The organism is Methylobacterium terricola, assembly GCF_006151805.1.
Lineage (GTDB): Bacteria > Pseudomonadota > Alphaproteobacteria > Rhizobiales > Beijerinckiaceae > Methylobacterium > Methylobacterium terricola.
Genome location: NZ_VDDA01000006.1, coordinates 210738 through 236482, shown reverse-complemented (window position 1 = coordinate 236482; position 25745 = coordinate 210738). Strand labels below are relative to the sequence as shown.

The following is a 25745-nucleotide window of genomic DNA, read 5'->3' as shown; positions in this document are numbered from 1 at the left end:
GCGGCAGGCGGCCCCTGGCGCGCGCCGGCCCGGCTCCCCTATTGAGGGGGCCGACCGGGAGCCCCCAGAGCCTTGCTGCGCGAAACCTACCACATCGAGATCATCGGCCCCGAGGACGCGCCGGTCCAGCGCGCCTCGGTCCGTACCGCCGGCCTCGACGCCGCCCGCGAGCGGGCGCTTCGCCTGTTCCGCCGCGCCCGGGTGCCCCAGCGCTCCGGGCCGGCGGCCGAGGCGGTGCGCATCGTCGACGGCGCCGGCACCGAGGTGTTCCGCTGGAGCGTGTGGGACGAGGGGACCGGGCCGGGGCGCGGGCGGGGCTGAGCCCTCACCCCCCGTCCGCCCCCGTCCGCGCCGCCAGTTCGTCGATCAGGCCCTGCAGCGAGGCCGGCACCGCGTCAGGCACCCGCTCGGCATACATCGTCCGCAGCATCCGCCCGATCTCGTTGAGGGACAGGCTGCCCTTGACGATCACCCGCTCGGTGTCGCGGCCGAGGCGCTCCTTCTCGGCCGGCGTGATGTCCTTGGCCGTCAGCACCACCACCGGCACGTCGGCGCCGTCGGGCCGGGCGCGCAGGCGCGTGAGGAAGTCGAAGCCGTCCATCACCGGCATCATCAGGTCGAGGAGGATCAGGGACGGGCGGCCCTCGTCGAGGCGCTGGAGGCCGACGGCGCCGTTCTCGGCCTCGTGCACGGCCCAGCCGTCGCGGGCGAGGCTGCGGCGCAGGCGCTCGCGGGCGTCAGAATCGTCGTCGACGAGCAGGACCGAGCCGGGGGAATCGGACGGGCGGTAGCGCTCCATCAGGCCCTTGAGATGGTCCCAGTCGATCGGCTTGACCAGGTAGTCGGTCGCCCCCAGCGCCCGGCCGAGGCCCTGCTCGTTGACCACCGAGGTCATGATCACCGGGGTGGCGGCGAGATCCGCGTCGCTGCGGATGGCGTGCAGCACCGACCAGCCGTCCATCCGCGGCATCTCGATGTCGAGGAGGATCGCCCGGGGCTTGAGCGCCCGGGCGAGCGCCAGGCCGGCCTTGCCGTCGCTGGCGGTGCGCACCCGGAACCCCTCGCGCTCGAGGAAGCGGGAGAGCAGCTCCCGGGCCGCCGGGTCGTCGTCGACGAGGAGCACCACGTCGTGGCGCGCGGCCTCCGCCTTCGCCTCGGCGAGCGCCCGCACCTCCTCCGGACTGGGCTCGTCGTCCTTCGCCGTCAGCACCGCCGGCAGCCGGATGGTGAAGGTCGCGCCCTCGCCGTAGGTCGAGGTGACGGCGATCTCGCCGCCCATCCGCTGGCAGAAGGCGCGGGTGATGGCGAGGCCCAAGCCCGTGCCGCCGAATTGCCGGGTGGTCGATTCGTCGGCCTGGGCGAAGCGCTCGAACAGCCGGCCGATCTGCTCCTCGGTCAGCCCGATGCCGCTATCGGCCACCGCGAAGGTCAGCCAGTCGGCCCCTCGCTCGGCCCCTCGCTCGGCCCCTTGCGCCTCCTCGCGCCGGGCCGAGAGGGTGATGGTGCCGCCCTCCGTGAACTTCGCCGCGTTGCCGAGCAGGTTGACCAGGCACTGGCGCACCTTGCCCTGGTCCTGGCGCATGGTGCCGACATCGTCGGGGATGTCGAGGACGAGGCGGTTGCGCTTCTTGCCGACCAGCGACTCGGTCGCCGCCACCACGTCGCCGATCATGTCGCGCACGGCGAAATCCTCCGCCGCCACGGTCATGCGGCCGGCCTCGATCTTCGAGATGTCGAGGACGTCGTTGATGAGGCCGAGCAGGTGGCGGGCCGACGCTTCGATCTTGCGCAGGTCGGGCAGCAGCTCGGCCTGGCCGAGGTCCTCCAGCTCCTCGGCCAGCATCTCCGAGTAGCCGATCACCGCCGAGAGCGGCGTGCGCAGCTCGTGGCTCATGTTGGCGATGAACTGGCTCTTGGCGCGGTTGGCCGCCTCGGCGGCGTGGCGGGCCCGGTCGATCTCGGCCTCGGCCTCCTTGCGGTCGGTGATGTCGACATGCATGCCGACCCATTCGCGCACGCTGCCGTCCTCGGCGGTGACGGGGGCGGCGCGCACCTCCATGTGGCGCCAGGCGCCGTCGCGCCGGCGCATCCGGTACTCGATCTCGAAGGGCGCGCGCGTCTCGACGGCGCGGGACCAGGCATCGGCGGCCCTGGCCCGGTCGTCCGGGTGCACGGCCTCGACCCAGCCCCAGCCCTGGCACTCCTCGTCGCTCTGGCCGGTATAGGCGGTCCAGCGCCACTGCCCGATCGAGAGCTCGCCGTTGGCATCCGCCGACCAGATGATCGCCGCGGCGCTGTCGACGAGGGCGCGGAACCGGTCCTGGGCGTGGCGCAGGCGCTCCTCGGTGGCCCGCCTCCGGCTGATATCGGTGTTGGTGCCGTACCAGCGCACGATCTGCCCGGACGCGTCGCGGAACGGCCGGGCCCGGGACAGGAACCAGCGGTAGACCCCGTCGGCGCCTTTCAGCGGGAACGTGTCCTCCCACGGCTCGCCGGTCGCGAAGGCGCGGCGGAAGCGCGCCTCGACCCGCTCGAGGTGGTCCGGGTGGTGGACGGCACGCCAGCCCCAGCCCTGCATCGACGCGAAGGTCGTCCCGGTGTAGTCGTACCAGCGCTGATTGTACCAGACGATGGCGCCGTCGGCCTCGGCGATCCAGGCGAGCTGCGGCAGCGACTCGGCGAGGTTGCGGTAATCGTCCTCCCGCAGGGCTGCCTCGCTCATCGGGCGCGGCCCCGGGACAGGGGCGAGGGCAGGCGTGCGGGCATCCGACGGCTCCGTGGCGAGGCCCTGACAGCGGGCTCAGGCACGGATCTATGCGGGCCGGCGCCGGCTTCCAGTGCGCCCCGGTGCCGTAGGGTCGCCGGACCTACCCGAACTGCTCGCGCAGGATGCGCTCGTCCATCCCCTGGCCGGGATCGTGCAGCATCACGAGGTCGGTCGAGCGGTCGAGCTGGGTCTCGACCCGGGCGACGCGGCGGAACTCGGTGTGGTCGGCCACCGCCGCCACCGGCCGGTATTCCGGGTCCTTCACCTCGATGCGGATGCGGGCGTGGTTGGGCAGGAGCACGCTGCCCTGGCGCCGCGGCCGGAACGCGGAGATCGGGGTGAGCGCGATCAGCTGGGACGAGATCGGCAGGATCGGCCCGCCGACCGAGAGGTTGTAGGCGGTGGAGCCCACGGGGGTGGCCGCCAGCACCCCGTCGGCGATCAGCTCGGGCAGGCGCACCTGGCCGTCGATCGAGATCTTCAGCTTGGCGGTCTGGTGGGTCTGGCGCAGCATGTAGACCTCGTTGACCGCCCGCGCCGTGTAGGTGAGGCCGAGCACGTCGGTGGCGACCATCAGCAGCGGATGGACGATGCTGCGCTGCGCCACCTCCAGCCGCTCGATCAGGTCGTCGAGGTGGAACTCGTTCATCAGGAAGCCGACGGTGCCGCGGTTCATGCCGTAGACCGGCTTGCCCGAGCCCATGAAGCGGTGCAGCGCCTGCAGCATCAGCCCGTCGCCGCCGAGGCCCACCACCACGTCGGCCTCCTCGGGCGGGACGTGGTCGTAGCGCTGCATCAGGAGCTCGGCCGCCTGGCGGGCGTCGGGCGTCGGGCTCGCGATGAAGGCGATCTGTTTGAAGCGCCGCGCCATGTGGTGTCCCGACCGCCGAATGTGAGGTCCTGCCGCTTGACGGCCCGGGGCCGGCCCCGGCATCCCGGGACGTGCGAGGCCGCCGGGCCGTCGCCGGCCGCGTCGGGAGAGGCATAGCATGGAGCGTCCGCTTCTCGTCTACACCACCTTCCCGGACGCCGGGACTGCGCTCGCGGTCGGCGAGGTCCTGGCCGAACCGCTCGTCGCGGCGCTGAAGAGCCGCCACCCCTACGAGACGGTGATCCTGACCCTGCCGGTGGAGGCCGACCCGGCGACCCTGGCCTGGCTGGTGGCGGAGACCGGCGGAGCGCCGGCCTGACCCCGCCTCACCACAGCGAGAACTCCGTGGCGAAATCCGTGGTCCGGAGCCGGGCGCAGGCCGCGGCGGTGCATGCGCCGAGGGGCCGCAGCGCCAGGCGCCCCGACGCCTCGGTCTCGAAGCGCAGGCGCAAGGGCGGGTCGTCCTCCTTGGTGTAGACGAGGCTGACCTCGAACCGGACGAAGTCGTAGGCCTTGGCGTCGGCATAGAAGATCGAGTCGCGCGAGACCGCCTCGCCGGGATTGAGGTCGGAGGGCTCGGTCCCGTCGGCGGCACCGGCGAAGAGCTTGCCCTGGCGCAGGATCACGGTTCCGGGCTCGTCGAGGACGTAGCCGCGGGCAGCGGCCAGGGTGCCCGCCGGGCCGGACCGGTCGGATAGGGCCGCCTCGGTCCCGAACCGCGCCCGGAGGCCCGTGACCGTGTAGACGAGGCCCAGCACGCGCACCCCGGCCTCGCCGACATTGCGGCGGGTCACGGTCGAGCGGATGGCGACGTGGCCGTCGCGCTCGCCGGCCTTGGCGAGGGCGGTCGTCACCGACACCGTCGGCGGCGCCAGGCCCGGCTTGATGCGCGCCTCGTAGATGAAGGTGTAGACGCCCCAGGCCCCGGCGCCGAGGATCGCCAGGGTCTGGACCAGGGTGTTCGCGCGGTCGAGGCCGTGCGCCGCGCCGGTCATCCGGGGCGTCGCTCAGGCGAGCTCCACGCCCCATTGCAGCGGCACGAACTCGTAGGCCCCGCCCTCCCGGGCAATGTGCCCGGCGGCCGGGAAGGGGGCGTGGTAGAACGCCACCGGCGCCCGCTCGTCGGCCATCAGCGCCAGCATCCTGTGGCGGGTGGCGCGGGCCTCTCCGGCATCCATGTCGAACATCGCCGACCAATCGGGATGGCGCACGAACAGGGCCGGGTGGTTGGTGATGTCGGAGGCGATCAGGAGCCGGCGCCCGCCGGATTCGAGACGGAACGAGGTGTGGCCCGGGGTGTGGCCGGGGGTGCCGAGCGCGGTGAGGCCGGGCAGCACCTCCTTGTCCCAAGGATAGCGTTCGACCTTGAGGCCGCCGAAGGTCTTCTGCACCGCACCGAGCGTGGCCTTCAGGGCCTCGGGCGGGTTCGCCATCCTTCCGTCCTCCATCCAGAAGCGCCACTCGGCCTCCGGCACCAGGACCTGCGCGTTCGGGAAGGCCGGGGTGCCGTCCTTGCGCCGGAGGCCGAGGATGTGGTCGGGGTGGAAGTGGCTGATCACCACCGCGTCGATCGCCCCCGGCTCGATCCCGGCGAACGCCAGGCCGCGCAACGCACCGCCGGTGCCGGGCGGGCCCTGGTCGGCGAAGCCGGCATCGACCAGCACCCGCTTGCCCCCGAGGGTGAGGAGGAGCGGCGTGAAGGTGATCGGCAGGGTGTCGGTCGGCAGGAAGGCCCGGGAGAGGGCGGCCTGGACCTCGGCGAGCGGGACGTTGCGCACGAAATTCGCGTCGAGGGGGCGCTTCACCCCGCCCTCGTGCAGGGCGGTCACCGTCGCGTCGCCGATCTTGGTGCGGTAGACCCCCGGCAGGTCGGCGGCCGGCGCGGCGCCGCCGCCGGCGAGGCCCGGGGCGCTGGTGAGGACGGGGCCGGCGAGGACGCCTCCGGCCATGAGGGTGCGGCGGGACATCGACATCGGGGCCTCCCTGTGCGTCTGCCCTGCGCAGCTAGCGCAGGCGCGGCGGAAGGGGATGCCGGGGCAGCGAAAAACCGCCCGCGCGATACAGCAGGGCGCGACCCTCGTGTACCGTAGCGGCGATTCGACGAGAGGGCAGGACGCTCATGCGCCACAGGACGACTTCACGCCACCGGATCGCCTCGCTCGGCATCGGCCTCCTGGCGACGCTCCTCGTGGTGGCGGTCCCGCGGGACGCTGCCATCGCCGCCTCGCGGGCGCCGGTCGCCGCCGAGCACGGCATGGTCGTCACGGCGCAGCACTACGCGACCCAGGTCGGCGTCGACGTGCTCAAGCAGGGCGGCAACGCCGTCGATGCCGCGGTCGCGGTCGGCTACGCCCTGGCGGTGGTCTATCCGGCCGCCGGCAATCTCGGCGGCGGCGGCTTCATGACGATCCAGCGCGCCGACGGCAGCCGGACCTTCGTGGATTTCCGCGAGAAGGCGCCGCTCGCCGCCACCCGCGACATGTTCCTCGACAAGGCCGGCAACGTCGTCAAGGGCTTGAGCACCAAGGGCTTCCTGGCGGTCGGCGTCCCCGGCACGGTGGCGGGCCTCGAATACGCGCTGGCGAAGTACGGCACGCGGCCCCGCGCCGACCTGATGGCGCCGGCGATCCGTCTCGCCCAGGAGGGCTTCACCCTCGACCAGGGCGACGTCGACATGCTCGGCACCGGCACCGAGGATTTCGGCAAGGATCCGGCCTCCGCAAAAATCTTCCTGAACCAGGGCCGGCCCTACCGGGTGGGCGAGCGGCTGGTCCAGGCCGACCTCGCCGGGACGCTGCGGGCGATCAGCGCGGAAGGAAAGGACGGGTTCTACAAGGGCAAGGTCGCCGACGCGCTGACCGGAGCGAGCCGGGCGCAAGGCGGCCTCATCGTCCAGGCCGACCTCGACCGCTACGCCACCCGCGAATTGCCGCCGATCGAGTGCGATTATCGCGGCTACCGGGTGATCTCGGCCCCGCCGCCCAGCTCCGGCGGGGTGGTGATCTGCGAGATGCTGAACATCCTCGAAGGCTACGACCTCGCCAAGCTCGGCTGGGGCTCGGCGCAGGCGGTCCATTACGAGATCGAGGCGATGCGGCACGCCTATCTCGACCGCAACAGCTATCTCGGCGACCCCGCTTTCGTGACGAACCCGGTCGATCGGCTGATCGACAAGGCCTATGCCGCGAAGATCCGGGCGGTGATCGACCCGCAGAAGGCGGGCGTCTCGGCCGAGCTCAAGCCCGGGGTGGCGCCGCATGAGGGCAGCAACACCACCCATTACTCGATCGTCGACTCAGCCGGTAACGCCGTCGCGGTGACCTACACCCTCAACGACTGGTTCGGCGCGCGGATCGTCCCGGAGGGGACGGGCGTGCTCCTCAACAACGAGATGGACGATTTCACCGCCAAGGTCGGCGTGCCGAACATCTACGGCCTGCTCCAGGGCGAGGCGAACGCGGTGGCGCCCGGCAAGACGCCGTTGAGCTCGATGAGCCCGACCATCGTCACCAAGGACGGCAAGCCGGTCTTCGTCACGGGCACGCCCGGCGGCAGCCGGATCATCACGGTGGTGCTGCACAGCATCCTCAACGTGATCGATTACGGCATGAACGTCCAAGAAGCCGCCGACGCGCCGCGCCTCCACCACCAGTGGATGCCCGACGTGACCAATGTCGAGCGCTTCGCCCTGTCGCCGGACACGCGCAGGATCCTGGAGGGGATGGGGCACAAGTTCGGTGCGGCGCAGCCGGCGAACCATCTGGCGGCGATCCTGATCGGGGCGCCGACCTTGAGCGGGCAGCCGGTGGGGGCGTTCCGGTATTACGGGGCGAACGATCCGCGGCGGAATACGGGGAGTGCATTGGGGTATTGAGGTAGGGGCGCCGCGGGGGCTGGCTGCTCCCGCGGCTGGCAGGCGCCTGAACACCTAATTAGTATAAATAGGCGCCCAACATGGATAAACGATTCTCTATATTGCGCCGCCGTGATGCTGATAGACAATTTCAATCCAACGAAACGGCTGGCGCAGGTGTCCAATTCCAACTTGCCTCCGCCCGAGCCGAGATTTCAGAGAACCACCCTTTGATCTCACCAGCCGGATCGCGAGCATCCAAGTGCGCGAGGGTCATGTGAGCGGCGGCCTGTTCATTAAGACGCTTCTTGGCCCGACTGATTTTCTGTGACTGCTTTTTCTCGGTTATTGCCGCCCAGAGAACCGATGGATTGCTGGCTTCATGCTGCGCTTTGGCAACAAGAGCTGGGACGTCACAAACGTCCGTGAACTCAATCGCAAACCCCATTGACGCATTGATGGCGTCAGCATGGAGGTAATTCTCCATCTCCCGCTTCGAGGTCAAAAGTCCGATTGATCCGTCATTTCTGTTGTTTACAGCATCAATTGATGCTTGGTACTTTGCAGGATTTTCGACGTCGCGATCGTAGATGTGAACTTCAACTCGCTTCAAGCGACTGAGATACTGCCCATTAACCCAGTGCTGAAGATTGCCTCCCCCAGTGACAACGAAAGCAACTCGCGGATCATTCTCGATGTCGATACAGCCCCTGTCGCCCTGCTGCAGCAGCCGCGACATATTAAATAGGAATGTAACATCATGAGGACCTTCGACATACACCAAAACCCTGGCGCGACTATCGGGGACAACACCGAGCTCGTCAGCCACCCGCTCCAGAACTTCAGCGCTGCCCTCTGCGACGCTTGGGTAACCGTCGTCACCACGATGTACAAACCGAATACTTTCTGCGGGTAGCATACCGGCAATGCCAGGAACGTGCGTCGTCAGCAAAACCTGGGTGTCTGAATGGCGACTTAACTCCATCAAAGCCTTGATTAGCAAGGCTTGATTTTTGGGATGCTGTGAATTTTCTGGCTCCTCAATGGCATAAATTATCCCCGGGCTATTTGCATCCGAACGCCGTCGCTCTGCTTCAGCGCGAAAAAAGTTCAACAGTATAAGACGTCGGACCCCGCTGCCGCGTTTGTTGATGGGGATATCCTCATCCCCGGTCAGCGAAAGCTTGAAGCCATCCCACTTCGGCTCGGCCTTGAATACCGGGCGAAGCTGCCGCGCCAATGTCGAATCCATCTCCTGCAGCTTCGTCAATGTGCGCCGCGCCACCTCAAGGGCGTGCTCCTCGACCTGCTTCTTGATGTGCTCGAGCTGAGGCTGAACAGCCTGTAAAGCCGCCTGTACTGCAAGCTTCATTGGGTCCTGGATTTCAGGATCGTCATCTTTGCTGGCACGGTCTGACTGAAAAAGAGCGAACGTCGGCATCCAGCCCGCAAGTTGATCCCAAACCTTCTTAGCATCCTCAGCCGCAAGTGGAATTTCGCAGTGCCGCAAATCGAGATCACCAACCGCCTTTCTAATTGCCGCTCGAAGCGCAACGTTGGAACGCTGATCAACGTTTTTTAGATCAATACCTGCCTTACTAGCCCGCAATTTGAGATCTACCTGCTTAAGCTGCAGGAGATCAGCGCAGTCCTGGGCGTGAGGATGTATAGCCTGGGCAAAAATTGTACATTTTGGCCTTGCGTTGGCGCAATCCCATTTTTTTGAAATTTCCAGAAATCCATCGGAATTTAGGAGATATTCCTCAGCAAGGGAGGTTTCCGATTTAGCGTCTATTACGATGCTAGAAGGGAAATCATCAAACACACATGAGATTTTTGTTGGACTCTGACGATCTGCAACATGCGCATCTTGCTGATCAATCTTAACCACATCGCAATTGAAAAAAATCTCAAGGGCCTCAAGTATCGTACTCTTTCCAACATCGTTTCTACCAACCATTGATGTAAAATCAGCGATGTTTATTTCCGTCCTGAGACGATATCCACGGAAATTCTCAAGTATAATTTTACGTAGTCGCATTTTAGATCCGATAATTGGCAGCCTTATCTTTCGCTGTCATGCTAATTCAGCCCAATCTTGATTACTAGTCAGATTTTTCTCATAGGACTCGCGCCTGGTGACAGAAATTGTTCCTATGACTTCTACGCAACACCTTGCTGCATGTTGTAGCGCTGCCAAGAAGTACCGATCCAAAAATATAGCTCGTGACTGCCGCATCCTCGTCTACACTCATTCCAAACGCCTCGCTTATGCGACGCAACCGTCGAGGGTATAGGCATCGCGCAGACCAAGGTCTTCGTCGCGCCTGGCACTCAGCCCCGCCCCACCCGCATCGCCTCCTCCTCCCCATCCTGCGGCTCCCCCCAGAACGCCGCCACGCTCGGCCCGTCCGTCACCCGCCGATCACCGAACAGGAACCGCCGGATCTCGTGGAACCACACCCGCCGGCCCATGCGGGCATACCAGCGCATGGCGTGGCGCAGGGCCGGATCGGGGTGGAACAGGGTGCGGGCGAGCGCCTTCGGCCGGGCCTGAAGCACCACCTCGGCGAGCTTGACCCAGGCGAAGACCCGCCAGGGCGGCAGGTGTCGGGTCGCCAGCACCTGGTGCTTGTAGTCCCACAGCCGCCGGTCGGCCTGGATCACCCGGCGCCCTGCTGTGAGGCGGAAGTAGGGCGTCCAGCGGTGCGGCGTCACGTAGAGCATCTGGATCTGGTCGGGATCGTAGGACAGGAGCTGGCGCAGGCCGCGCCAGTGGTCGGCGTCACGCTCCTCCTCGAACCCCACCACCCAGGTCGCCATCGACAGGATGCCGTGCCGACGCAGCAGGCGGATCGCCTCACGGTCGGTCGCGGTGGCGCCGCCCTTGCGGATCAGCGCGAGGGTCGCGGCGTCGGTGCTCTCGAGCCCCAGCAGGAAGCGTTGCCAGCCGGCCTTGCGGTAGAGCGGCAGCAGGTCGGCGTCGCGGACGATGTCGTCGGCCCGGGTCGAGCCGACGAGGATCAGGTCGACATTCTCGGCGACCAAAGCCTCCAGGAAGGCGCGCCAGGCCTTGGGCGAACAGGTCGGGTTCTCGTCGGCGAAGTTGATCACCCGGACACCGTGCTCCCGGTGCAGCCGGGCGAGCTCGGCGGCGAAGCGGACCGGGTCGCGGTGGCGCCAGCGGGTCCAGAAGCCGCGCTGGCCGCAATAGCTGCACGGATGCGGGCAGCCGCGGGAGAACTGCACCACCACCGCCCGTAGGCCCCCCCAGTAGGAGTAGCGGGCGTGATCGATCAGCTCCCAGCCGACCCGGTAGGCGTCGAGGTCTGGAATCGTCGGGGCCGGGGGCGTCGCAAACGGCTCTCCCCCACGCCGGATCGCCAGGCCGGGCACCGCGTCGAGGGGCAGGCCTTCGGCGAGGGCTGCGACGAGCCGGCGGGCGGTCTCCTCGCCCTCGCCGCGCACGATCGCGGTGACGTGGGGCTCCTCGGCCAGGATCTCGCGCCAATGATAGGTCGGGTAGACGCCGCCATAGACGATCGGGATGCCGGGCAGGCGGGCGGCGATGGCGCGGGAGAGTGCGGCGATCACTGGATGGCCGGAGGTCGAGCCGGAATGGCCGAACAGCACCGCGTCCGGCGCCCAGGCGAAGACCGCCTCGACGAGATCGGCAAGCGCCATCGGGCCGAACTCGCCGTCGATCAGCCGCACCGCGTGGCCGTCATCGAGGAGGGGACCGCCGATGGCGAGCAGACCGAGCGGCGGCAGGTGGTCGTCCGGGATCCGGCTGCCGATCGCCGGATGCGGCACGTTGACGAGGACGACGCGCATCGGTTCACGCCGCCGTCGGCAGCCCGCCGAAGCGGCGCTGGCGGCTGCGGAACGCCGTCATCGCGGCACTCAGCTCCGCCTCGCCGAAATCCGGCCAGGGGCAGGGGGTGAAGTGCAGCTCGGCATAGGCGCTCTCCCACAGCAGGAAGTCGGAGAGGCGCTGCTCGCCGCTGGTGCGGATGACGAGGTCGACCGGCGGAGCGCCGTCGCCGGTGACGAGGCGGTCGAACGCCTCGCGGGTGATGCCGGGGTCCGCGGCGCGGGCGGCGGAGAGGATCGCGTCGCGGGCCGAGTAGTCGAGGGCGATGCGCAGGTGCAGGCGCGTTCCGTCCCGGGTCGCGGCCTCGGCAGCCGTGATCGCCTCGGCGAGGCCGGGGGGCAGACGGTCGCGCCGGCCGATCACCGTGAGGCGCACGCCATCGCGGCGCAACAGCTCGACCTCGCGCGTCAGGTAGAGGCGCAGCAGCGCCATCAGCCCGGCGACCTCGGTGGGCGGGCGGCGCCAGTTGTCGGAGGAGAAGGCGTAGAGCGTCAGCGTGCCGATGCCCTCGGCCGGCGCGGCCCGCGCCACCCGCCGCACCGTCGCGACCCCGGCCTCGTGGCCGACGCCGCGGGGCAGGCCGCGGGCATTGGCCCAGCGGCCGTTGCCGTCCATGATGAGGCCGACATGGAGTTTTTCGCTCTGATCTGAAGTGCTTTGCATTGCAAAGTCTCCGGATAAAAAAAGGGGGAGTTCAGGCGGGGAGGGGCTCGGGGTCGCCATCGACCTGACCTTGCCGCGCCGCCTCGGCGGCGTCGCGGACCACGCGTTCCAGCACCGTGAGGTAATCGACGAAGCGCTGGCGCCCGGCCGGGGTGAGGCGGCAGGTGGTGAGCGGGCGGCGGCCCTCGTAGCCCTTGCGGATCTCGACGAGGCCGGCCTCCTCCAGCACCCCGAGATGGCGGCTCAGGTTGCCGTCGGTCAGGCCGCAGAGCTGCTTGAGGTCGGCGAAGGCGAGGGGCTTGGGATGGGCGGCGAGCGAGGTGAGCAGGCTGAGCCGCGCCCGCTCGTGCAGCACCCGGTCCAGCCCGTCATAGGCGTAGGGGGCCTCAGGCATGGTCGCCTCCGGAAGACAGGTGCAGGATGAGGGCGAGGAGGCCCTGGCCGACCACGAAGGGCAGGCCCATGGTCCAGGGCGAGAGCGCGTGCCCGTCGGCCGAGGCCGCGAGGGTGCCGAGGCCCGCGACGAGGTACCAGCCCGCCGCCAGGGCGACCGGCCGCGGCAGGGCGCGCAAGGACGCGAACAACCCGAGCCCGACCAGCATCTGCCACAGGCCCGGCAGCAGCCACAGGCAATCCGGGGCGAGGCGCGCCAGGACGAGCAGCAGCAGCGCCCCGGCGGCGCCGGCCGGCAGGAAGGCCTCGACGGCGTTGAGGACCATCGCGTCGGCGAGGCCGGAATGGTGCCGGCGGCCGCGCGCCAGCATCTCGGCCCCGATCACCCCGACGGAGACGATCGCCGCGGCGACCCAGCCGCCGAGGAAGGCGAGGGGCTGCGCCGTCGGATCGTCGAGGAGGAGCGCCTGCGAGCCGGCGGTGGCGAACGCCAGGGCACCGGTGAGGCCGAGGGCGGTGGGGCCGTAGCCCTGGAACGCGGTGCCGGCGGCGACCTGGCTGCGGATCGCCACGATGTCGGCCAGCACCTTGTCGAGATCGGCCCTGTCGAGGTCGCGCATCGGGAACCTGCATCAACTTTCTGATGCAAAGTACGCCGGATTGCAAAGTTGAGCAAGCGGAGTCGGGCGGCTTTCGAGCCGCCCGCGCCTACCGGTTGGCCCGCGCCAGGGCGGCGTGGAGCAGCAGGTTCACGCCCGGCATTGTCGGCTCCAGGGCAATGTCCTCGGCCTCGTTGTGGGTGATGCCGTTCCGGCAGGGGGTGAAGATCATGCAGGCCGGCGCCACCCGGGCGACGTGGTAGGCGTCGTGGCCGGCCTGGGAGCGCAGGTCCATGGTCGGGATCTCCAGCCGCGCCGCCGTCTCGCGCAGCAGGCCGATCAGCCCGTCATCGAACGAGAAGACCCCGAAGCCCCATTCCTCGGCGACCTTGATCTCGGTGAGCGAGCGGGCGGCGCAGTCGGGCAGGGCGGCGCGCAGGGACGCCTTCATGGTCTCCAGGGTCTCGAGCTTCGGCGCCCGCATGTCGATGAAGAGCTCGGCATATTCCGACAGGGTGCCGGGGAGGTTCGGCACCAGGTCGAGGCGGGCGGCGGTCGCCTTGGCGTCGGTGTCGGCATGGGCCCAGCCGATGTCGTTGACCGCCACCGCCACCATGGCGGCCCCGACCAGCGCGTTGTGGCGCTCGGCCATCGGGGTCGGGCCGGTATGGGCGGTGGCGCCCTCGACGGCGATGCGCATGCCGCAGCTCGGATAGCCGCCGGTCACGATGCCGACCGGCACGCCGGCCGCGTCGAGGGCCGGGCCCTGCTCGATGTGGAGCTCGAAATAGGCGTCGATGGTGCGCCCGCCGACCGGCTCGGGCCCGCGATAGCCGATGCCGTCCAGGGCGTCGCCGAAGCGGATCCCGTCGCGGTCGCGCCGGTTCTCGACCCAGTCCGGCGTCGCCTGGCCGGACCAGGCGAGCGAGCACAGCATCGGCGGCGAGAACCGCGCGCCCTCCTCGTTGGTCCAGTTCACCACCTCGATGGCCCGCCGCGTGCTGATTCCGAGGTCGTCGAGGGTGCGCAGCACCTCGAGCCCGGCGAGCACGCCGAGGATGCCGTCGAAGCGCCCGCCGGCCCATTGCGTGTCGAGGTGGCTGCCGATCACCACCGGCGGCAGGCCGGGCTCGGTGCCTTCGCGCCGCAGCACCATGTTGCCGAGCCCGTCGACCGTGAGAGGATAACCTCCTTCCGCGGCCCAGCTTTTAAGCTGGTCGCGCACCACCCGGTCGGGCTCGGTCAGGGTCAGGCGTCGCAGGCCGCCCCGGGGCCCGGTGCCGATGCCCGCCGACACCATCAGGGTGTCCCAGAGCCGGTTGCCGTTCACGGAGAGGTTGGTGGTCATCGCTGAAAGCCTCACGTTACGCGGGGACGACGCGCGCCCGGATGCGAGAGCCGTGCCGGACGGCCCGGCGGCGGGCGCGGGGTGAGTGTCAGCCCAGCCGCGCCCGCGCCGCGGCGTATTCCGCCTTCAGCCGGTCGATCACCAATGCGGTGGCCGGCGCGTCGTCGATGGTGCCGACGCCCTGGCCGGCGCCCCAGATGTCGCGCCAGGCCTTGGTGGTGCCGGAGCCGAAGTTCATCTTGGTCTTGTCGACCTCCGGCAGGGCGTTGGGGTCGAGGCCGGCGGCGGTGATGCTGGGCGTGAGGTAGTTGCCCGGCACGCCGGTGAAGTAGGGGGTGTAGAGCACGTCCGCCGCCTTCGTGCCGACGATCATCTCCTTGTAGGCCGGGGCGGCGTTGGCCTCCTGCGTGGCGATGAAGCGGGTCCCCATATAGGCGAGGTCGGCGCCCATCGCCTGCGCCGCCAGGATCGCATCGCCGGTGGTGATGGCGCCGGACAGGATCAGCGGCCCGTCGTAGAAGCGGCGCACCTCGCTCACCAGCGCGAAGGGCGAGAGCGTGCCGGCGTGTCCCCCGGCCCCGGCGCAGACCAGGATCAGGCCGTCGACGCCGGCCTCCAGCGCCTTCTCGGCGTGACGCACGGTGGTCACGTCGTGGAAGACGAGGCCGCCCCAGCCGTGCACCGCCGAGACCACGGCGTCCGGCGCCCGCAGCGACGTGATGATGATCGGGACCTTGTGCTTCCCGCACACCGTCAGGTCGTGCTCCAGCCGGTCGTTCGAGGCGTGGACGATCTGGTTGACGGCATATGGCGCGACGATCCGCTCGGGGTCGGCAGCCTTCGCCTGGCTCAGCGCCGCCGCGATCTGCGTCAGCCACGCGTCGAGGGCTTCCTTGGGCCGCGCGTTGAGGGCCGGGAACGAGCCGACGATGCCGTTCACGCACTGGGCGATGACCAGTTCCGGCCCCGAGACGATGAACATCGGCGAGGCGATCACCGGCAGGGCGAGGGCGTGGCGGAGACTGTCGGGCAGGGACATCGCGGCGTGGCTCCCGGGATCGCGTTCGAGCGCTGTCGTTTACGCTCTCGCATCGCACCGGGCCCGGATGCGGTCAACGGGCGGCTTGCATCCCGGCAGGCCTTGCATCCCGGCAGGTCTTGCACCCCGGCAGGTCTTGCGGCACCCGGCAGGTCTTGACGCCGACGGCCGCGGCCGGTCCTGTTCGCCCTTCTTCGCGGAGCGGGAGACGCGCGGTGCAGCTTGAGATCGGAACCCCGGAGGCGGTCGGCCTCTCGTCGGAGCGGCTGGACCGAATCGTCCCGTGGATGCGGGGCTACGTCGAGGCCGGCAAGCTGCCGGGCCTGTCGGTGACCGTGGCCCGGCGCGGCCAAGTGGTGTTCTCCCGCCAGGAGGGCCTGCGCGACCTCGCCCGGGGCCTGCCGATGGAGCACGACACCATCGTGCGCATCTACTCGATGACGAAGCCGCTGACCTCGGTGGCGATCCTGATGCTGTACGAGGAGGGCCGGTTCCAGCTCGACGATCCGATCACCCGCACCCTGCCGGAATTCCGCGGCATGCGGGTGCTCACCGGCGGCAGCCGCCTGCGCCCCGAGACCGTGCCGGCGGAGCGCGACATCACGTTCCGCGATCTCCTCACCCATACCTCGGGCCTGTCCTACGGCTTCATGGACGCCACGCTGGTCGACCGGATGTACCGGGAGGAGGGCGTCGACTTCCAGACCGCCGAGACCTCCCTCGCCGACGTGGTCGCCAAGGCCGCCCGCCAGCCGCTGCTCGCCCAGCCCGGCGCGGAGTGGAACTACAGCATCGCCACCGACGTGCTCGGCCACCTCGTGGCGGTGATCGCCGGCCAGCCCTTCGACGACTTCCTGCGCGAGCGGATCATCCGGCCGCTCGGCATGGTCGACACCGATTTCCACGTCCCGGCCGACAAGATCACCCGCTTCGCCTCGAACTACGCCCTCGGCGAGGGCGGCCGGCTGACGCTCATCGACGATGCCCGGGACGGCCGCTACGCCCGTCCCCGCACGGTGCCGTCGGGCGGCGGCGGCCTCGTCTCGACGGCCGCCGACTACGCCCGGTTCTGCCGCTTCATCCTCGGCGGCGGGGCGCTCGACGGGGTGCGGTTGCTGGGCACTAAGACCGTCGACCTGATGACCGCCAACCACCTGCGCGGCGACCTCGCCGAGATGGGCCAGCCGCGTTTTTCGGAATCGAGCTACGCCGGCATCGGCTTCGGCCTCGGCTTCTCGGTGATGCTCGATCCGGCCAAGGCCCAGATCCTCGGCACCCCGGGCGAGGTGGCGTGGGGCGGGGCGGCCTCGACGGCGTTCTGGATCGACCCCGCCGAGGACCTGTTCGTGATCATGCTGACGCAGCTCATGCCGTCCTCGACCTGGCCGATCCGGCGCGAGCTGCGGGTGCTCACCTACGCGGCGATCACGGACTGACCGAGCCTCACGCCGCCACCGCCCGGCGGTAGAGGTGCCAGGTGGCGTGGCCGAGCACCGGCAGCACCACCGCGAGGCCGACGAACAGCGACACCATGCCGAGCACCAGCATCCCCGCCACGATGGCGCCCCAGGCGAGCATCGTGGCGGGGTTCTCGCGCATCAGCGCCAGCGAGGTCTCGATGGCGGTGCCGGCCTCCACGTCCTTGTCGATGATCAGCGGGATCGAGACCGCGCTCACCGCCAGCGCCAGGAGCGAGAAGGCGGCGCCGACGAGGTTGCCGGCGACGATCAGGGTCCAGCCCCGCGGCGTGGTCAGCACATCGTCGAGGAAGGCGAGCAGCGAGGGCTCGGTGACCCCGCCGTAGAGCGCCCAGTACAGCCCCATGGCGGCGCAGAGCCAGGCGAGGAAGATCAGCGCCAGCACCAGGCCGACCGCCATCACCGCCCGGGCCGAGGGGCCGCGCAGGGGGGCATAGGCATCCGCCGGGGTCGCCGGCAGGCCCCATTCCCGCCGCCGGCTCATCTCGTAGAGGCCGAGCGCCGCGAACGGGCCGAGCAGCGCGAAGCCGGCGGCGAGCGGGAACAGGATCGGGATCAGGTCCTGCTCGAAGGTCACCGCCGCGATGATGACGCCGGCGATGGGATAGATCAGCACCACGAACAGCACGTGGGTCGGCATGGCCAGGAAGTCGTCGACGCCGCGCGACAGGGCGGCCTTGAGATCCTGGACGCCGATCCGCCGCACCGCGGGGTGAGCGGCGGAGAAGCCGTGGGCAAGGGGAGATGCACTCGTCATGGCGTGTCCTCCGGGGGAGGCACCCGCGACGGGGAGGCCGGGCCGCGGACGGGCCGTCGGTGTCGGCGGTCCTCAGGTGCCCGGTCCGGCCCGCACGGGCGCCGGACAGATCAATCGCATCAAAGCTCGACGACTCGCATCGGGCGGAAGGGATCCGCCCCGTCGCCGGACGGTAGCGCGGGCGCGGGCCAGGCGCCAAGGGAGCCCCGCACACGATCGCGCGACGGGCCCCGAAACCGGGCACGATCAGCCGGAATGGACCAGGATGTTGACGAGCCGCCCGAACGGGTCGCGCAGGTAGAACCGCCGCACGCCCCACGGCTCGTCCGCGGGACCGTACGCGACCGGGTAACCCGCCGCCGTCGCGCGCCGGAGCACGGCGTCCAGGTCGTCGACCTCGACCGAGAGGTCGGGGACGGGCGTCCCCGATCCGCCCTCGCAAGCCACGCTGATCTGCGGCGTCGCCGACGCGCCCGAGGCCGCGAACGTCAGGATCCAGCCGTGATCCATGACCAGATCGAGGCCGAGAACCTCGCCGTAGAAGGCCCGGGCCGCATCGAGCCGCGTCGCCGGGATGTTTGTCGTGATCCGCCTCACGGCCATGGCTGAGCAGGTCTCCGCAAGAGGGGCTGCCGGTTCTGTGATGACAATCGGCGACGAAACACGAGCCTTAGTGGACGACGCGTCGGCCCGCCAACGCAAGTCCGCTCGGCTCCATCGTCGCCTCGCATCGGGCAGCAGAGGTCGCCGAGGGCCGCGTCCGCCGGCCCATCCGGCGAGATCCGCCCCGGGGTGCCGCACCGGCCGCATCCACGCTACAAGCAAGCCATCGTCTCACACCCAAGGCCGACCATGCCGAGCACGCCCCGCGCCGCGATCATCCCGGTGACGCCGTTCCAGCAGAACTGCACCCTCCTGTGGTGCGAGGCGACGAAGCGCGCGGCGGTGATCGATCCGGGCGGCGACCTCGACCGGATCCAGGCGGCGATCGCCAAGGCCGGGGTCACGGTCGAGAAGATCCTGCTCACCCACGGCCATATCGACCATGCCGGCGGCGCCGCCGACCTGCGCGACGCGCTCAAGGTGCCGGTCGAGGGGCCGCACCAAGCCGACAAGCCGCTCCTCGACCGCCTGCCCGAGACCGGGTCGGCCTACGGCATCGACGGCGCCAAGGTGATCACCCCCGACCGCTGGCTCGACGAGGGCGACACCGTCACGGTGGGCGACCTCACCTTCGACGTGCTGCACTGCCCCGGCCATTCGCCGGGCAGCGTCGTGCTGGTGAGCCGGGATGTGCGCTTCGCCCAGGTCGGCGACGTGCTGTTCCGCGGCTCGGTCGGCCGCACCGACCTGCCGGGGGGCGACCACGCCGCGCTGATCGCCTCGATCAAGGAGAAGCTGCTGCCGCTCGGCGACGACGTCGCCTTCATCCCCGGCCACGGCCCGACCGGCACGATCGGCCAGGAGCGGCTGTCGAACCCGTTCCTTCAGTAAGTCACTCGCCTCCAGGAGGAATCTCGCCATGGACCTGCGCCCCCTCGGCCGCTCCGGCCTCTCGGTCCCGCCCTTCTGCTTCGGCGGCAACGTCTTCGGCTGGACCGCCGACGAAGCGACCTCGTTCGCGCTCCTCGACCGCCTGCTGGAGGCCGGCTTCACCTTCGTCGACACCGCCGACGTCTATTCGCGCTGGGCGCCGGGCCACCGGGGCGGCGAATCGGAGGAGGTGATCGGGCGCTGGATGAAGGCCCGCGGCGCCCGCGACCGGATGACGATCGCCACCAAGGTCGGCATGGAGTTGGGGGAGGACCGCAAGGGATTGAGGGCCTCGTATATCGAACAGGCCGTCGAGGCGTCCTTGCGCCGCCTCGGGACCGACCGGATCGACCTCTACCAGTCCCATCTCGACGATGCCGAGACCCCGCTCGCGGAGACGCTGTCGGCCTATGACCGGCTGATCCGCGCCGGCAAGGTGCGGGCGATCGGCGCCTCGAACTACACGGCCGCCCGCCTGCGCGAGGCCCTCGCCGTCGCCGCCCGCGAGGGCCTACCGCGCTACGAGTGCCTGCAGCCCGGCTACAGCCTGGCCGACCGCGGGGACTACGAGGCCGAGCTGGAGCCGCTGTGCCGCGCGGAGGGGATCGGGGTGATCTCCTACTTCTCGCTCGCGGCGGGCTTCCTGACGGGGAAGTACCGCGAGGCCGGCGCCGCCGCGGGCCGCGCCCGCGAGGGCCGGGTCGCGCCCTACCTCAATCCGCGCGGCCTCGCCTTCCTCGACCTCCTCGACGCGGTCGCGCGCGAGCACGGCGCCACCCCGGCCCAGGTCTCCCTCGCCTGGCTGATCGCCCGGCCCGGCCTCACCGCGCCGATCGCCAGCGCCACCTCGGTGGCGCAGCTCGACGAGCTGCTGGGGGCCGTGCGCCTCACCCTCGACCCGGCCGCGGTCGCCCGGCTCGAGGAGGCGAGCCGGGGCTCGCTCAAGGGCTGACAGGCCCCCGTTGGCGGATCCTTAACGGGGTGCGGCGAAACGTAACCTCGGTTATGGTCCGGCGGGGAGGGGCGGGGTGTCCGGCCGTCCCCGCCGGGCACCGAAAAGCGCATCCGACGGCGCCGAAAACCGATGCAATTTCAAGGCGGAATGCTTACATCAAGGATCTGCCGGGCCGTTCCCTCCACGGACCGCGCCCCTTGAGACACGAGACACAAGACGGCGCCGGATCGAGAACCGGCGCCGGCGCCGGCCGCGCCACCCGCGACGCGCGCCCGCCCGCACCAGGAACCGACATGGCCGAACCCGCCCGCGATCTGACCCCCGACACCTACGGCGCCGACTCGATCAAGGTCCTCAAGGGCCTCGATGCGGTGCGCAAGCGTCCGGGCATGTATATCGGCGACACCGACGACGGCTCGGGCCTGCACCACATGGTGTACGAGGTCGTCGACAACGCCATCGACGAGGCGCTCGCCGGCCACGCGACCCTCGTCACCGTGACCCTCAATGCGGACGGCTCGTGCACGGTCTCCGACAACGGCCGCGGCATCCCGACCGACATCCACCCGGAGGAGGGCGTCTCGGCGGCCGAGGTCATCATGACCCAGCTGCATGCCGGCGGTAAGTTCGACCAGAACTCCTACAAGGTCTCGGGCGGCCTGCACGGCGTCGGCGTCTCCGTCGTGAACGCCCTCTCGACCTGGCTGCGCCTGCGCATCTGGCGCGCCGGCCAGGAGCACGCGATGGAGTTCCGCCACGGCGACGCGGTCTCGCCGCTCGCCGTCGTCGGCCCGGCGGGCGACCGCCGCGGCACCGAGGTGACGTTCCTGCCCTCGACCCAGACCTTCACGATGGTCGAGTTCGACTACGCGACGCTGGAGAAGCGCCTGCGCGAGCTGGCCTTCCTCAATTCCGGCGTGCGCATCGTGCTGACCGACGCCCGCCACGCCGAGCACAAGCGCGAGGAGCTGGTCTACGAGGGCGGCGTCGAGGCCTTCGTGCGCTACCTCGACCGGACCAAGAGCCCGCTGGTGAGCCAGCCGGTGGTGGTGCGCGCCGACCGCGACGGCATCGGCGTCGAGGTCGCCCTGTGGTGGAACGACAGCTACCACGAGACGGTGCTGCCCTTCACCAACAACATCCCGCAGCGCGACGGCGGCACCCACATGGCGGGCTTCCGGGCCGCGCTGACGCGCCAGATCACCGGCTACGCCGAATCCTCCGGCATCGCCAAGCGCGAGAAGGTCTCGCTCACCGGCGACGATTGCCGCGAGGGCCTGACCGCGATCATCTCGGTCAAGGTGCCCGACCCCAAGTTCTCGTCGCAGACCAAGGACAAGCTGGTCTCGTCCGAGGTGCGCCCGGTGGTCGAGAACGTCCTCAACGAGGGCCTGTCGAACTGGCTCGAGGAGCACCCGTCCGAAGCCAAGACCATCGTCGGCAAGGTGGCGGAGGCCGCCGCGGCGCGCGAGGCCGCCCGCAAGGCCCGCGAGCTCACCCGCCGGAAAGGCGCGCTCGACATCGCCTCGCTCCCCGGCAAGCTCGCCGATTGCCAGGAGCGCGACCCGTCGAAATGCGAGATCCTGCTGGTCGAGGGCGACTCGGCCGGCGGCTCGGCCAAGCAGGGCCGCGACCGGACCTTCCAGGCGGTGCTGCCGCTGCGCGGCAAGATCCTCAACGTCGAGCGGGCACGCTTCGACAAGATGCTGTCGAGCCAGGAGATCGGCACGCTGATCACCGCGCTCGGCACCGGCATCGGCCGCGAGGAGTTCAACCCCGACAAGCTGCGCTACCACCGCATCATCATCATGACCGACGCGGATGTCGACGGCTCGCATATCCGCACCCTGCTGCTGACGTTCTTCTTCCGCCAGATGCCGGAGCTGATCGACCGCGGCCATCTCTACATCGCGCAGCCGCCGCTCTACAAGGCGCAGAAGGGCAAGACCGCGATCTACCTCAAGGACGATCGGGCGCTCGAGGATTACCTGATCGACGGCGGCGTCGACGGGGCGGTGCTCAAGCTCGCCACCGGCACCGAGTTCGGCGGCGCCCAGCTCAAGGCGCTGGTCGACGAGGCGCGCGGCGTGCGTCAGGTCCTGCACGGGATGCATTCGCGCTACGACCGCGTCGTGGTCGAGCAGGCGGCGATCGCCGGCGCGTTGCGTCCCTCGGTCTCCTCCAACCCGGCCGAGGCCGAGGTGGTGGCCGACGAGATCGCGCGCCGCCTCAACGCCATCGCCGACGAGATCGAGCAGGGCTGGGAGGGCGAGGCCAAGGACGGCGGCTACGTGCTGTCGCGGACCTTGCGCGGCGTGCGCCAGGTCGCGGTGCTCGACGAGGCGCTGATCCACTCGCAGGAGGCGCGCCGCCTCGACGAGCGTGCGGAAAATCTCAGCGAGATCTACGGCGCCCCCGTCACCCTGGTGCGCCGGGGCGACCAGACCACGCTCTACGGGCCGGTCGCCCTGTTCGAGGGCATGATGGCGCTCGGCCGCAAGGGCCTGCAGCTGCAGCGCTACAAGGGCCTCGGCGAGATGACCGCGCAGCAGCTCTGGGAGACGACGCTCGACCGCGACGTGCGCTCGCTCCTCCAGGTGAAGGTCAAGGACACGACCGACGCCGACGACCTGTTCGTCAAGCTGATGGGCGACGTGGTCGAGCCGCGCCGGGAGTTCATCCAGGAGAACGCGCTCAACGTGGCCAATCTCGACGTGTGATGGTGACAACGATGGACACGGCCGCGCTCGCGCCCTTCTCCGACTACGTCCTGCCCGAGGCGACCCTGCCGGAGCTGCCGGGTCACTACCGCGGCAAGGTGCGGGACAATTACGACCTGCCCGACGGGCGGCGGATCCTGATCACCAGCGACCGGTTGAGCGCCTTCGACCGGGAACTGGCGGCGATCCCGCTCAAGGGCCAGGTCCTGACCCAGACCGCCCGCTACTGGTTCGAGGCGACGCGGGACATCTGCGACAACCACGTGCTCGCCTATCCCGACCCGAACGTGGTGGTGGGAAGGCGGCTCACCATCCTGCCGGTCGAGATCGTGGTGCGCGGCTACCTCGCGGGCAGCACCGGGACCTCGATCCTGACCCTCTACAAGGCCGGCCAGCGCGAGATGTACGGCCACCGCCTGCCGGACGGGATGCACCCGCACCAGCAGCTGCCGCAGCCGATCATCACGCCGACCACCAAGGCCGGTCACGGCGACCACGATGCGCCGCTCTCCGAAGCCGAGATCCTGGAGCGGGGGCTGCTGACGGCGGACCAGTGGCGTACCCTGTCGGAGGCGGCTCTGGCGCTGTTCGCCCGCGGCCAGGCGATGGCGGCCGAGCGGGGCCTGATCCTCGCCGACACCAAGTACGAGTTCGGCACCGATTCCGACGGTCGGATCGTGCTCGCCGACGAGATCCACACCCCCGACAGCAGCCGCTACTGGTTCGCCGGGAGCTACGGGGAGCGCCTGGAGGCCGGCACCCTGCCGGAGAGCTTCGACAAGGACGTGGTTCGCAACTGGGTCGCGGCCCGCTGCGATCCCTACCGCGATCCGGTGCCGGAGATCCCGCCCGAGGTGGTGCTCCACACCGCGGCCACCTATGTCAGCGCCTTCGAGACGATCACGGGCCAGCCCTTCGCCCTGCCGGACACGCGCGAGCCACCGCTGGACCGTATCCGGCGCAACCTGGCGGCGTTCCTGGGGCGGTAGGGCCTTGGATCGGTCGGTGCGGCGGCGCTCACGACCGCCGCGCCGGGCGATGGGCATGGACCCCGGCACAGGACGCCTCTCCCGACCGGAGACCGACGAGGGCCCCCGCACAGGTGATCACGCAAGATAGTGCCGGGCGTCCGTGATGCATGGGCCCGGCGCAATGAACGATTATGCTTGTCGCCCGCGACACCGCTCGGCTATGAGCGTGCGCAGACAGAAAAAAGGCCGCCCTTGCGAGGCGGCCCGAAGTCTAGGGAGGAAACGCCCAAAGAGGGCTGCACCGCCGCGACGCCATCGCTGCGGTGCGAAAACGTTTTCTCATGCTGCACCGCACAACGCAACCGCCCTGCCTGACACGACGGCCATGCTTGCGGTGCATGGCGGCACGCGGCACGGAGGGGCAGGGCGCGATTCAGCTCGAACTCTCGCTGTCCATCGTCGCGCTGCCGAATCGGCGCCAGCCTCGGCGTCGATCAGCGCCTCACGTCCATCTTCCTCAGGCCCCAGACCGTCAGCAGGACCGCCGCAGCCGCGAAGGGCGCCGCACCGATCACCGCTGCGACCGCCTCCGAGCCGATCAGCCCGCCCAAGCCCTTCACGAGGGCCATCAGCAGCAGGAAGCCGCTGACGCAGGCGAGAAGCACGATCGTGCCGCCCCACAGGGTGTAGGCGGACACGACCCGGACGATCCGGTCGACCTCGCCGGAGAACAGCGTGATCTCCTTGACGGCGAGGCTGCTCGCGAGGCGAACGGCCTCGGCGACCAGTTTGATCGTGCTCACCTGCCGGTCGGACCGCACCACTCACGCCCCCGCTGCGCCGCGGCGGGATTTCCCGCGGCGGCGAGCGAGAACGCCCGAGCTTGACTGTCGTTCCCGATGTCGTCAGGCCGGCTTGAGCGGGCAGCTCTGCCGGGCGAGCAGACGCCAAATGCCATCCTTCGTCGTGCCGCTCTCCTTCAGCCAGACCTGCATCACGGCGATGTAGGAGCGTCCGGTCTCGCCGTTGGGCAGGATGTCGGCGCCGTCCCAGACGTGACGGACCGTGGCGGTGTCGCCGACGACCTGAATCCACTGTTCCGAATAGGCGAGCGACTTGTATTTGGTCTTGCCGGCGAGGCTGGCGATGAACTGAGCCTTGGTCTCGATCTTGCGCCCACTCGAATGGCCATAGCTGAGCTGCGGATGGGTGAGGGCGTCGAGCGCCTTGGCGTCGCCGTCCACGATCGCGACCCGCAGGGCCTCGAGCTGCCTTGCCACGATGTCCCTGGCAACGGTTTCGCTCTCATCCGCGGCCTGCGCCGCGCCCGTTCCGGCGGCGAGCACCGGAATCGCCAGGCCCGCGCCCAAGCCCGCGCTCATGCCCGCGAGCAGCACGCGCCGCGAGCAGATTTCCGTCCGCACCATGGTGTTCCTCCCGTTCGAGGTCGCCGTGCGGTCATGGCCGTCGGCGCCGCGCCGTCTCGCGCGGGAACGAGATTAGCCCGGCCCCTCGGCGCTGACCATCGCGGCGACACGGAACGGGAGACCGGCGAGAGACCGGACCTCGCGGCGCCGGGACACTCAGCGACTCGTGCCGGGCACCCCGGCATTGGGGTTCGCGGCGGCGCTCGCCGCATCCAGCTCGCCCTGGCACGGGGCGCTGATGCGGTCGTAGTTGCGGCGCAGGCAGCGCTCGATGCGCCGGCTGTCCGGCACGTCGCGCGAGCACAACGTCATGGCGTCGGTCATGCAGGCCAGGCGCTGCCGCTCGGTTCCCTGCGCGCTCGCCTCGACGGGCACCAGACCCATGACGGCTCCGGCCGCTGCCGCCAGGGTGACGGCGCGGATCAACGGCATCGACATTCGACCTCTCCGGCTCTTTTACGAAGCGTCAACACCGAGCCGGGCCTTCCGGTTCGCGG

Annotated in this window: 24 protein-coding genes; 8 read left to right on the top strand and 16 right to left on the bottom strand. The window is 69.7% G+C overall.

The window, feature by feature from the left end; translation table 11 throughout:
- Nucleotides 1-75: 75 nt before the first annotated feature.
- Entirely contained in the window at nucleotides 76-321 is a 246-nt protein-coding gene (locus FF100_RS16735) for a hypothetical protein (protein ID WP_135418056.1), read from the top strand.
- A gap of 4 nt (nucleotides 322-325) precedes the next feature.
- Here the strand turns inward: FF100_RS16735 and FF100_RS16730 are convergent, their stop codons facing one another.
- Together FF100_RS16730 and FF100_RS16725 are read right to left on the bottom strand one after the other, a co-directional pair.
- On the bottom strand, nucleotides 326-2722 hold the full coding sequence (locus FF100_RS16730; protein ID WP_139036811.1) for a hybrid sensor histidine kinase/response regulator: 2397 nt from the start codon (nucleotides 2720-2722) through the stop codon (nucleotides 326-328).
- A gap of 145 nt (nucleotides 2723-2867) precedes the next feature.
- Nucleotides 2868-3638: an NAD kinase gene (locus FF100_RS16725; RefSeq protein ID WP_139036810.1), complete on the bottom strand. Its 771-nt coding sequence runs from the start codon at nucleotides 3636-3638 to the stop codon at nucleotides 2868-2870.
- 118 nt (nucleotides 3639-3756) lie between these two features.
- On the opposite strand from FF100_RS16725, the gene cutA reads away from it, so the two are divergent.
- Entirely contained in the window at nucleotides 3757-3957 is a 201-nt protein-coding gene (gene cutA, locus FF100_RS16720) for a divalent-cation tolerance protein CutA (RefSeq protein WP_139036809.1), read from the top strand.
- Between the two features lie 7 nt (nucleotides 3958-3964).
- Here the strand turns inward: cutA and FF100_RS16715 are convergent, their stop codons facing one another.
- On the bottom strand, nucleotides 3965-4633 hold the full coding sequence (locus tag FF100_RS16715; RefSeq protein WP_139036808.1) for a hypothetical protein: 669 nt from the start codon (nucleotides 4631-4633) through the stop codon (nucleotides 3965-3967).
- 12 nt (nucleotides 4634-4645) lie between these two features.
- Nucleotides 4646-5611: an MBL fold metallo-hydrolase gene (locus FF100_RS16710; protein ID WP_139036807.1), complete on the bottom strand. Its 966-nt coding sequence runs from the start codon at nucleotides 5609-5611 to the stop codon at nucleotides 4646-4648.
- A 146-nt stretch (nucleotides 5612-5757) separates the two neighbouring features.
- Here FF100_RS16710 and ggt point away from each other — a divergent pair, with 146 nt between their 5' ends.
- The gene (gene ggt / locus FF100_RS16705) at nucleotides 5758-7512 is read left to right on the top strand and encodes a gamma-glutamyltransferase (RefSeq protein WP_139036806.1); all 1755 of its coding nucleotides are present in this window, start codon (nucleotides 5758-5760) and stop codon (nucleotides 7510-7512) included.
- Nucleotides 7513-7642: 130 nt separating this feature from the next.
- Here ggt and FF100_RS16700 read toward each other — a convergent pair whose 3' ends face one another.
- From FF100_RS16700 to FF100_RS16670, 7 genes are all read right to left on the bottom strand, one after another.
- A complete protein-coding gene (locus FF100_RS16700) occupies nucleotides 7643-9532 on the bottom strand; it encodes an ATP-binding protein (protein ID WP_139036805.1) in 1890 nt (629 codons plus the stop codon).
- Nucleotides 9533-9825: 293 nt separating this feature from the next.
- A complete protein-coding gene (gene bchE, locus FF100_RS16695) occupies nucleotides 9826-11325 on the bottom strand; it encodes a magnesium-protoporphyrin IX monomethyl ester anaerobic oxidative cyclase (RefSeq protein WP_139036804.1) in 1500 nt (499 codons plus the stop codon).
- 4 nt (nucleotides 11326-11329) lie between these two features.
- Nucleotides 11330-12028, bottom strand: coding sequence for a di-trans,poly-cis-decaprenylcistransferase (locus FF100_RS16690; RefSeq protein ID WP_139036803.1), 699 nt, complete (start codon nucleotides 12026-12028; stop codon nucleotides 11330-11332).
- Nucleotides 12029-12059: 31 nt separating this feature from the next.
- Nucleotides 12060-12422, bottom strand: coding sequence for a winged helix-turn-helix domain-containing protein (locus FF100_RS16685; protein ID WP_139036802.1), 363 nt, complete (start codon nucleotides 12420-12422; stop codon nucleotides 12060-12062).
- Nucleotides 12415-13041 (bottom strand): hypothetical protein, encoded by a 627-nt coding sequence (locus tag FF100_RS16680; RefSeq protein WP_139036801.1) that lies wholly within the window; start codon nucleotides 13039-13041, stop codon nucleotides 12415-12417. Before FF100_RS16680 ends, FF100_RS16685 begins: the two co-directional genes overlap by 8 nt.
- Nucleotides 13042-13129: 88 nt before the next feature.
- Nucleotides 13130-14368 (bottom strand): Zn-dependent hydrolase, encoded by a 1239-nt coding sequence (locus FF100_RS16675; RefSeq protein WP_139036800.1) that lies wholly within the window; start codon nucleotides 14366-14368, stop codon nucleotides 13130-13132.
- Nucleotides 14369-14456: 88 nt separating this feature from the next.
- Nucleotides 14457-15407 (bottom strand): NAD(P)H-dependent flavin oxidoreductase, encoded by a 951-nt coding sequence (locus FF100_RS16670; protein ID WP_139036799.1) that lies wholly within the window; start codon nucleotides 15405-15407, stop codon nucleotides 14457-14459.
- 215 nt (nucleotides 15408-15622) lie between these two features.
- Here FF100_RS16670 and FF100_RS16665 point away from each other — a divergent pair, with 215 nt between their 5' ends.
- The gene (locus FF100_RS16665; RefSeq protein WP_171070200.1) at nucleotides 15623-16843 is read left to right on the top strand and encodes a serine hydrolase domain-containing protein; all 1221 of its coding nucleotides are present in this window, start codon (nucleotides 15623-15625) and stop codon (nucleotides 16841-16843) included.
- Between the two features lie 7 nt (nucleotides 16844-16850).
- Here FF100_RS16665 and FF100_RS16660 read toward each other — a convergent pair whose 3' ends face one another.
- Together FF100_RS16660 and FF100_RS16655 are read right to left on the bottom strand one after the other, a co-directional pair.
- Nucleotides 16851-17642: a DUF2189 domain-containing protein gene (locus tag FF100_RS16660; protein WP_139036798.1), complete on the bottom strand. Its 792-nt coding sequence runs from the start codon at nucleotides 17640-17642 to the stop codon at nucleotides 16851-16853.
- Nucleotides 17643-17888: 246 nt separating this feature from the next.
- Nucleotides 17889-18245 carry a VOC family protein gene (locus tag FF100_RS16655; RefSeq protein WP_139036797.1) on the bottom strand — a complete coding sequence of 119 codons (357 nt, stop codon included), beginning with the start codon at nucleotides 18243-18245 and terminating at the stop codon, nucleotides 17889-17891.
- Between the two features lie 249 nt (nucleotides 18246-18494).
- On the opposite strand from FF100_RS16655, the gene FF100_RS16650 reads away from it, so the two are divergent.
- The 4 genes from FF100_RS16650 to FF100_RS16635 all read left to right on the top strand — a co-directional run bounded on the left by FF100_RS16650 (nucleotide 18495) and on the right by FF100_RS16635 (nucleotide 23839).
- Complete coding sequence (locus FF100_RS16650; RefSeq protein ID WP_139036796.1) at nucleotides 18495-19136, top strand: MBL fold metallo-hydrolase; 642 nt, start codon at nucleotides 18495-18497, stop codon at nucleotides 19134-19136.
- A 28-nt stretch (nucleotides 19137-19164) separates the two neighbouring features.
- Nucleotides 19165-20127, top strand: coding sequence for an aldo/keto reductase (locus FF100_RS16645; protein ID WP_139036795.1), 963 nt, complete (start codon nucleotides 19165-19167; stop codon nucleotides 20125-20127).
- A 296-nt stretch (nucleotides 20128-20423) separates the two neighbouring features.
- Complete coding sequence (gene gyrB / locus FF100_RS16640; protein ID WP_139036794.1) at nucleotides 20424-22850, top strand: DNA topoisomerase (ATP-hydrolyzing) subunit B; 2427 nt, start codon at nucleotides 20424-20426, stop codon at nucleotides 22848-22850.
- Nucleotides 22851-22861: 11 nt separating this feature from the next.
- Nucleotides 22862-23839, top strand: coding sequence for a phosphoribosylaminoimidazolesuccinocarboxamide synthase (locus FF100_RS16635; RefSeq protein ID WP_139036793.1), 978 nt, complete (start codon nucleotides 22862-22864; stop codon nucleotides 23837-23839).
- A gap of 476 nt (nucleotides 23840-24315) precedes the next feature.
- Here the strand turns inward: FF100_RS16635 and FF100_RS16630 are convergent, their stop codons facing one another.
- The 3 genes from FF100_RS16630 to FF100_RS16620 all read right to left on the bottom strand — a co-directional run bounded on the left by FF100_RS16630 (nucleotide 24316) and on the right by FF100_RS16620 (nucleotide 25686).
- Nucleotides 24316-24624, bottom strand: a complete 309-nt coding sequence (locus FF100_RS16630) for a phage holin family protein (RefSeq protein ID WP_171070199.1) — start codon at nucleotides 24622-24624, stop codon at nucleotides 24316-24318.
- 102 nt (nucleotides 24625-24726) lie between these two features.
- The gene (locus FF100_RS16625; RefSeq protein WP_205824919.1) at nucleotides 24727-25248 is read right to left on the bottom strand and encodes a nuclear transport factor 2 family protein; all 522 of its coding nucleotides are present in this window, start codon (nucleotides 25246-25248) and stop codon (nucleotides 24727-24729) included.
- 156 nt (nucleotides 25249-25404) lie between these two features.
- Nucleotides 25405-25686, bottom strand: coding sequence for a hypothetical protein (locus tag FF100_RS16620; RefSeq protein WP_246102121.1), 282 nt, complete (start codon nucleotides 25684-25686; stop codon nucleotides 25405-25407).
- Nucleotides 25687-25745 lie beyond the last annotated feature (59 nt).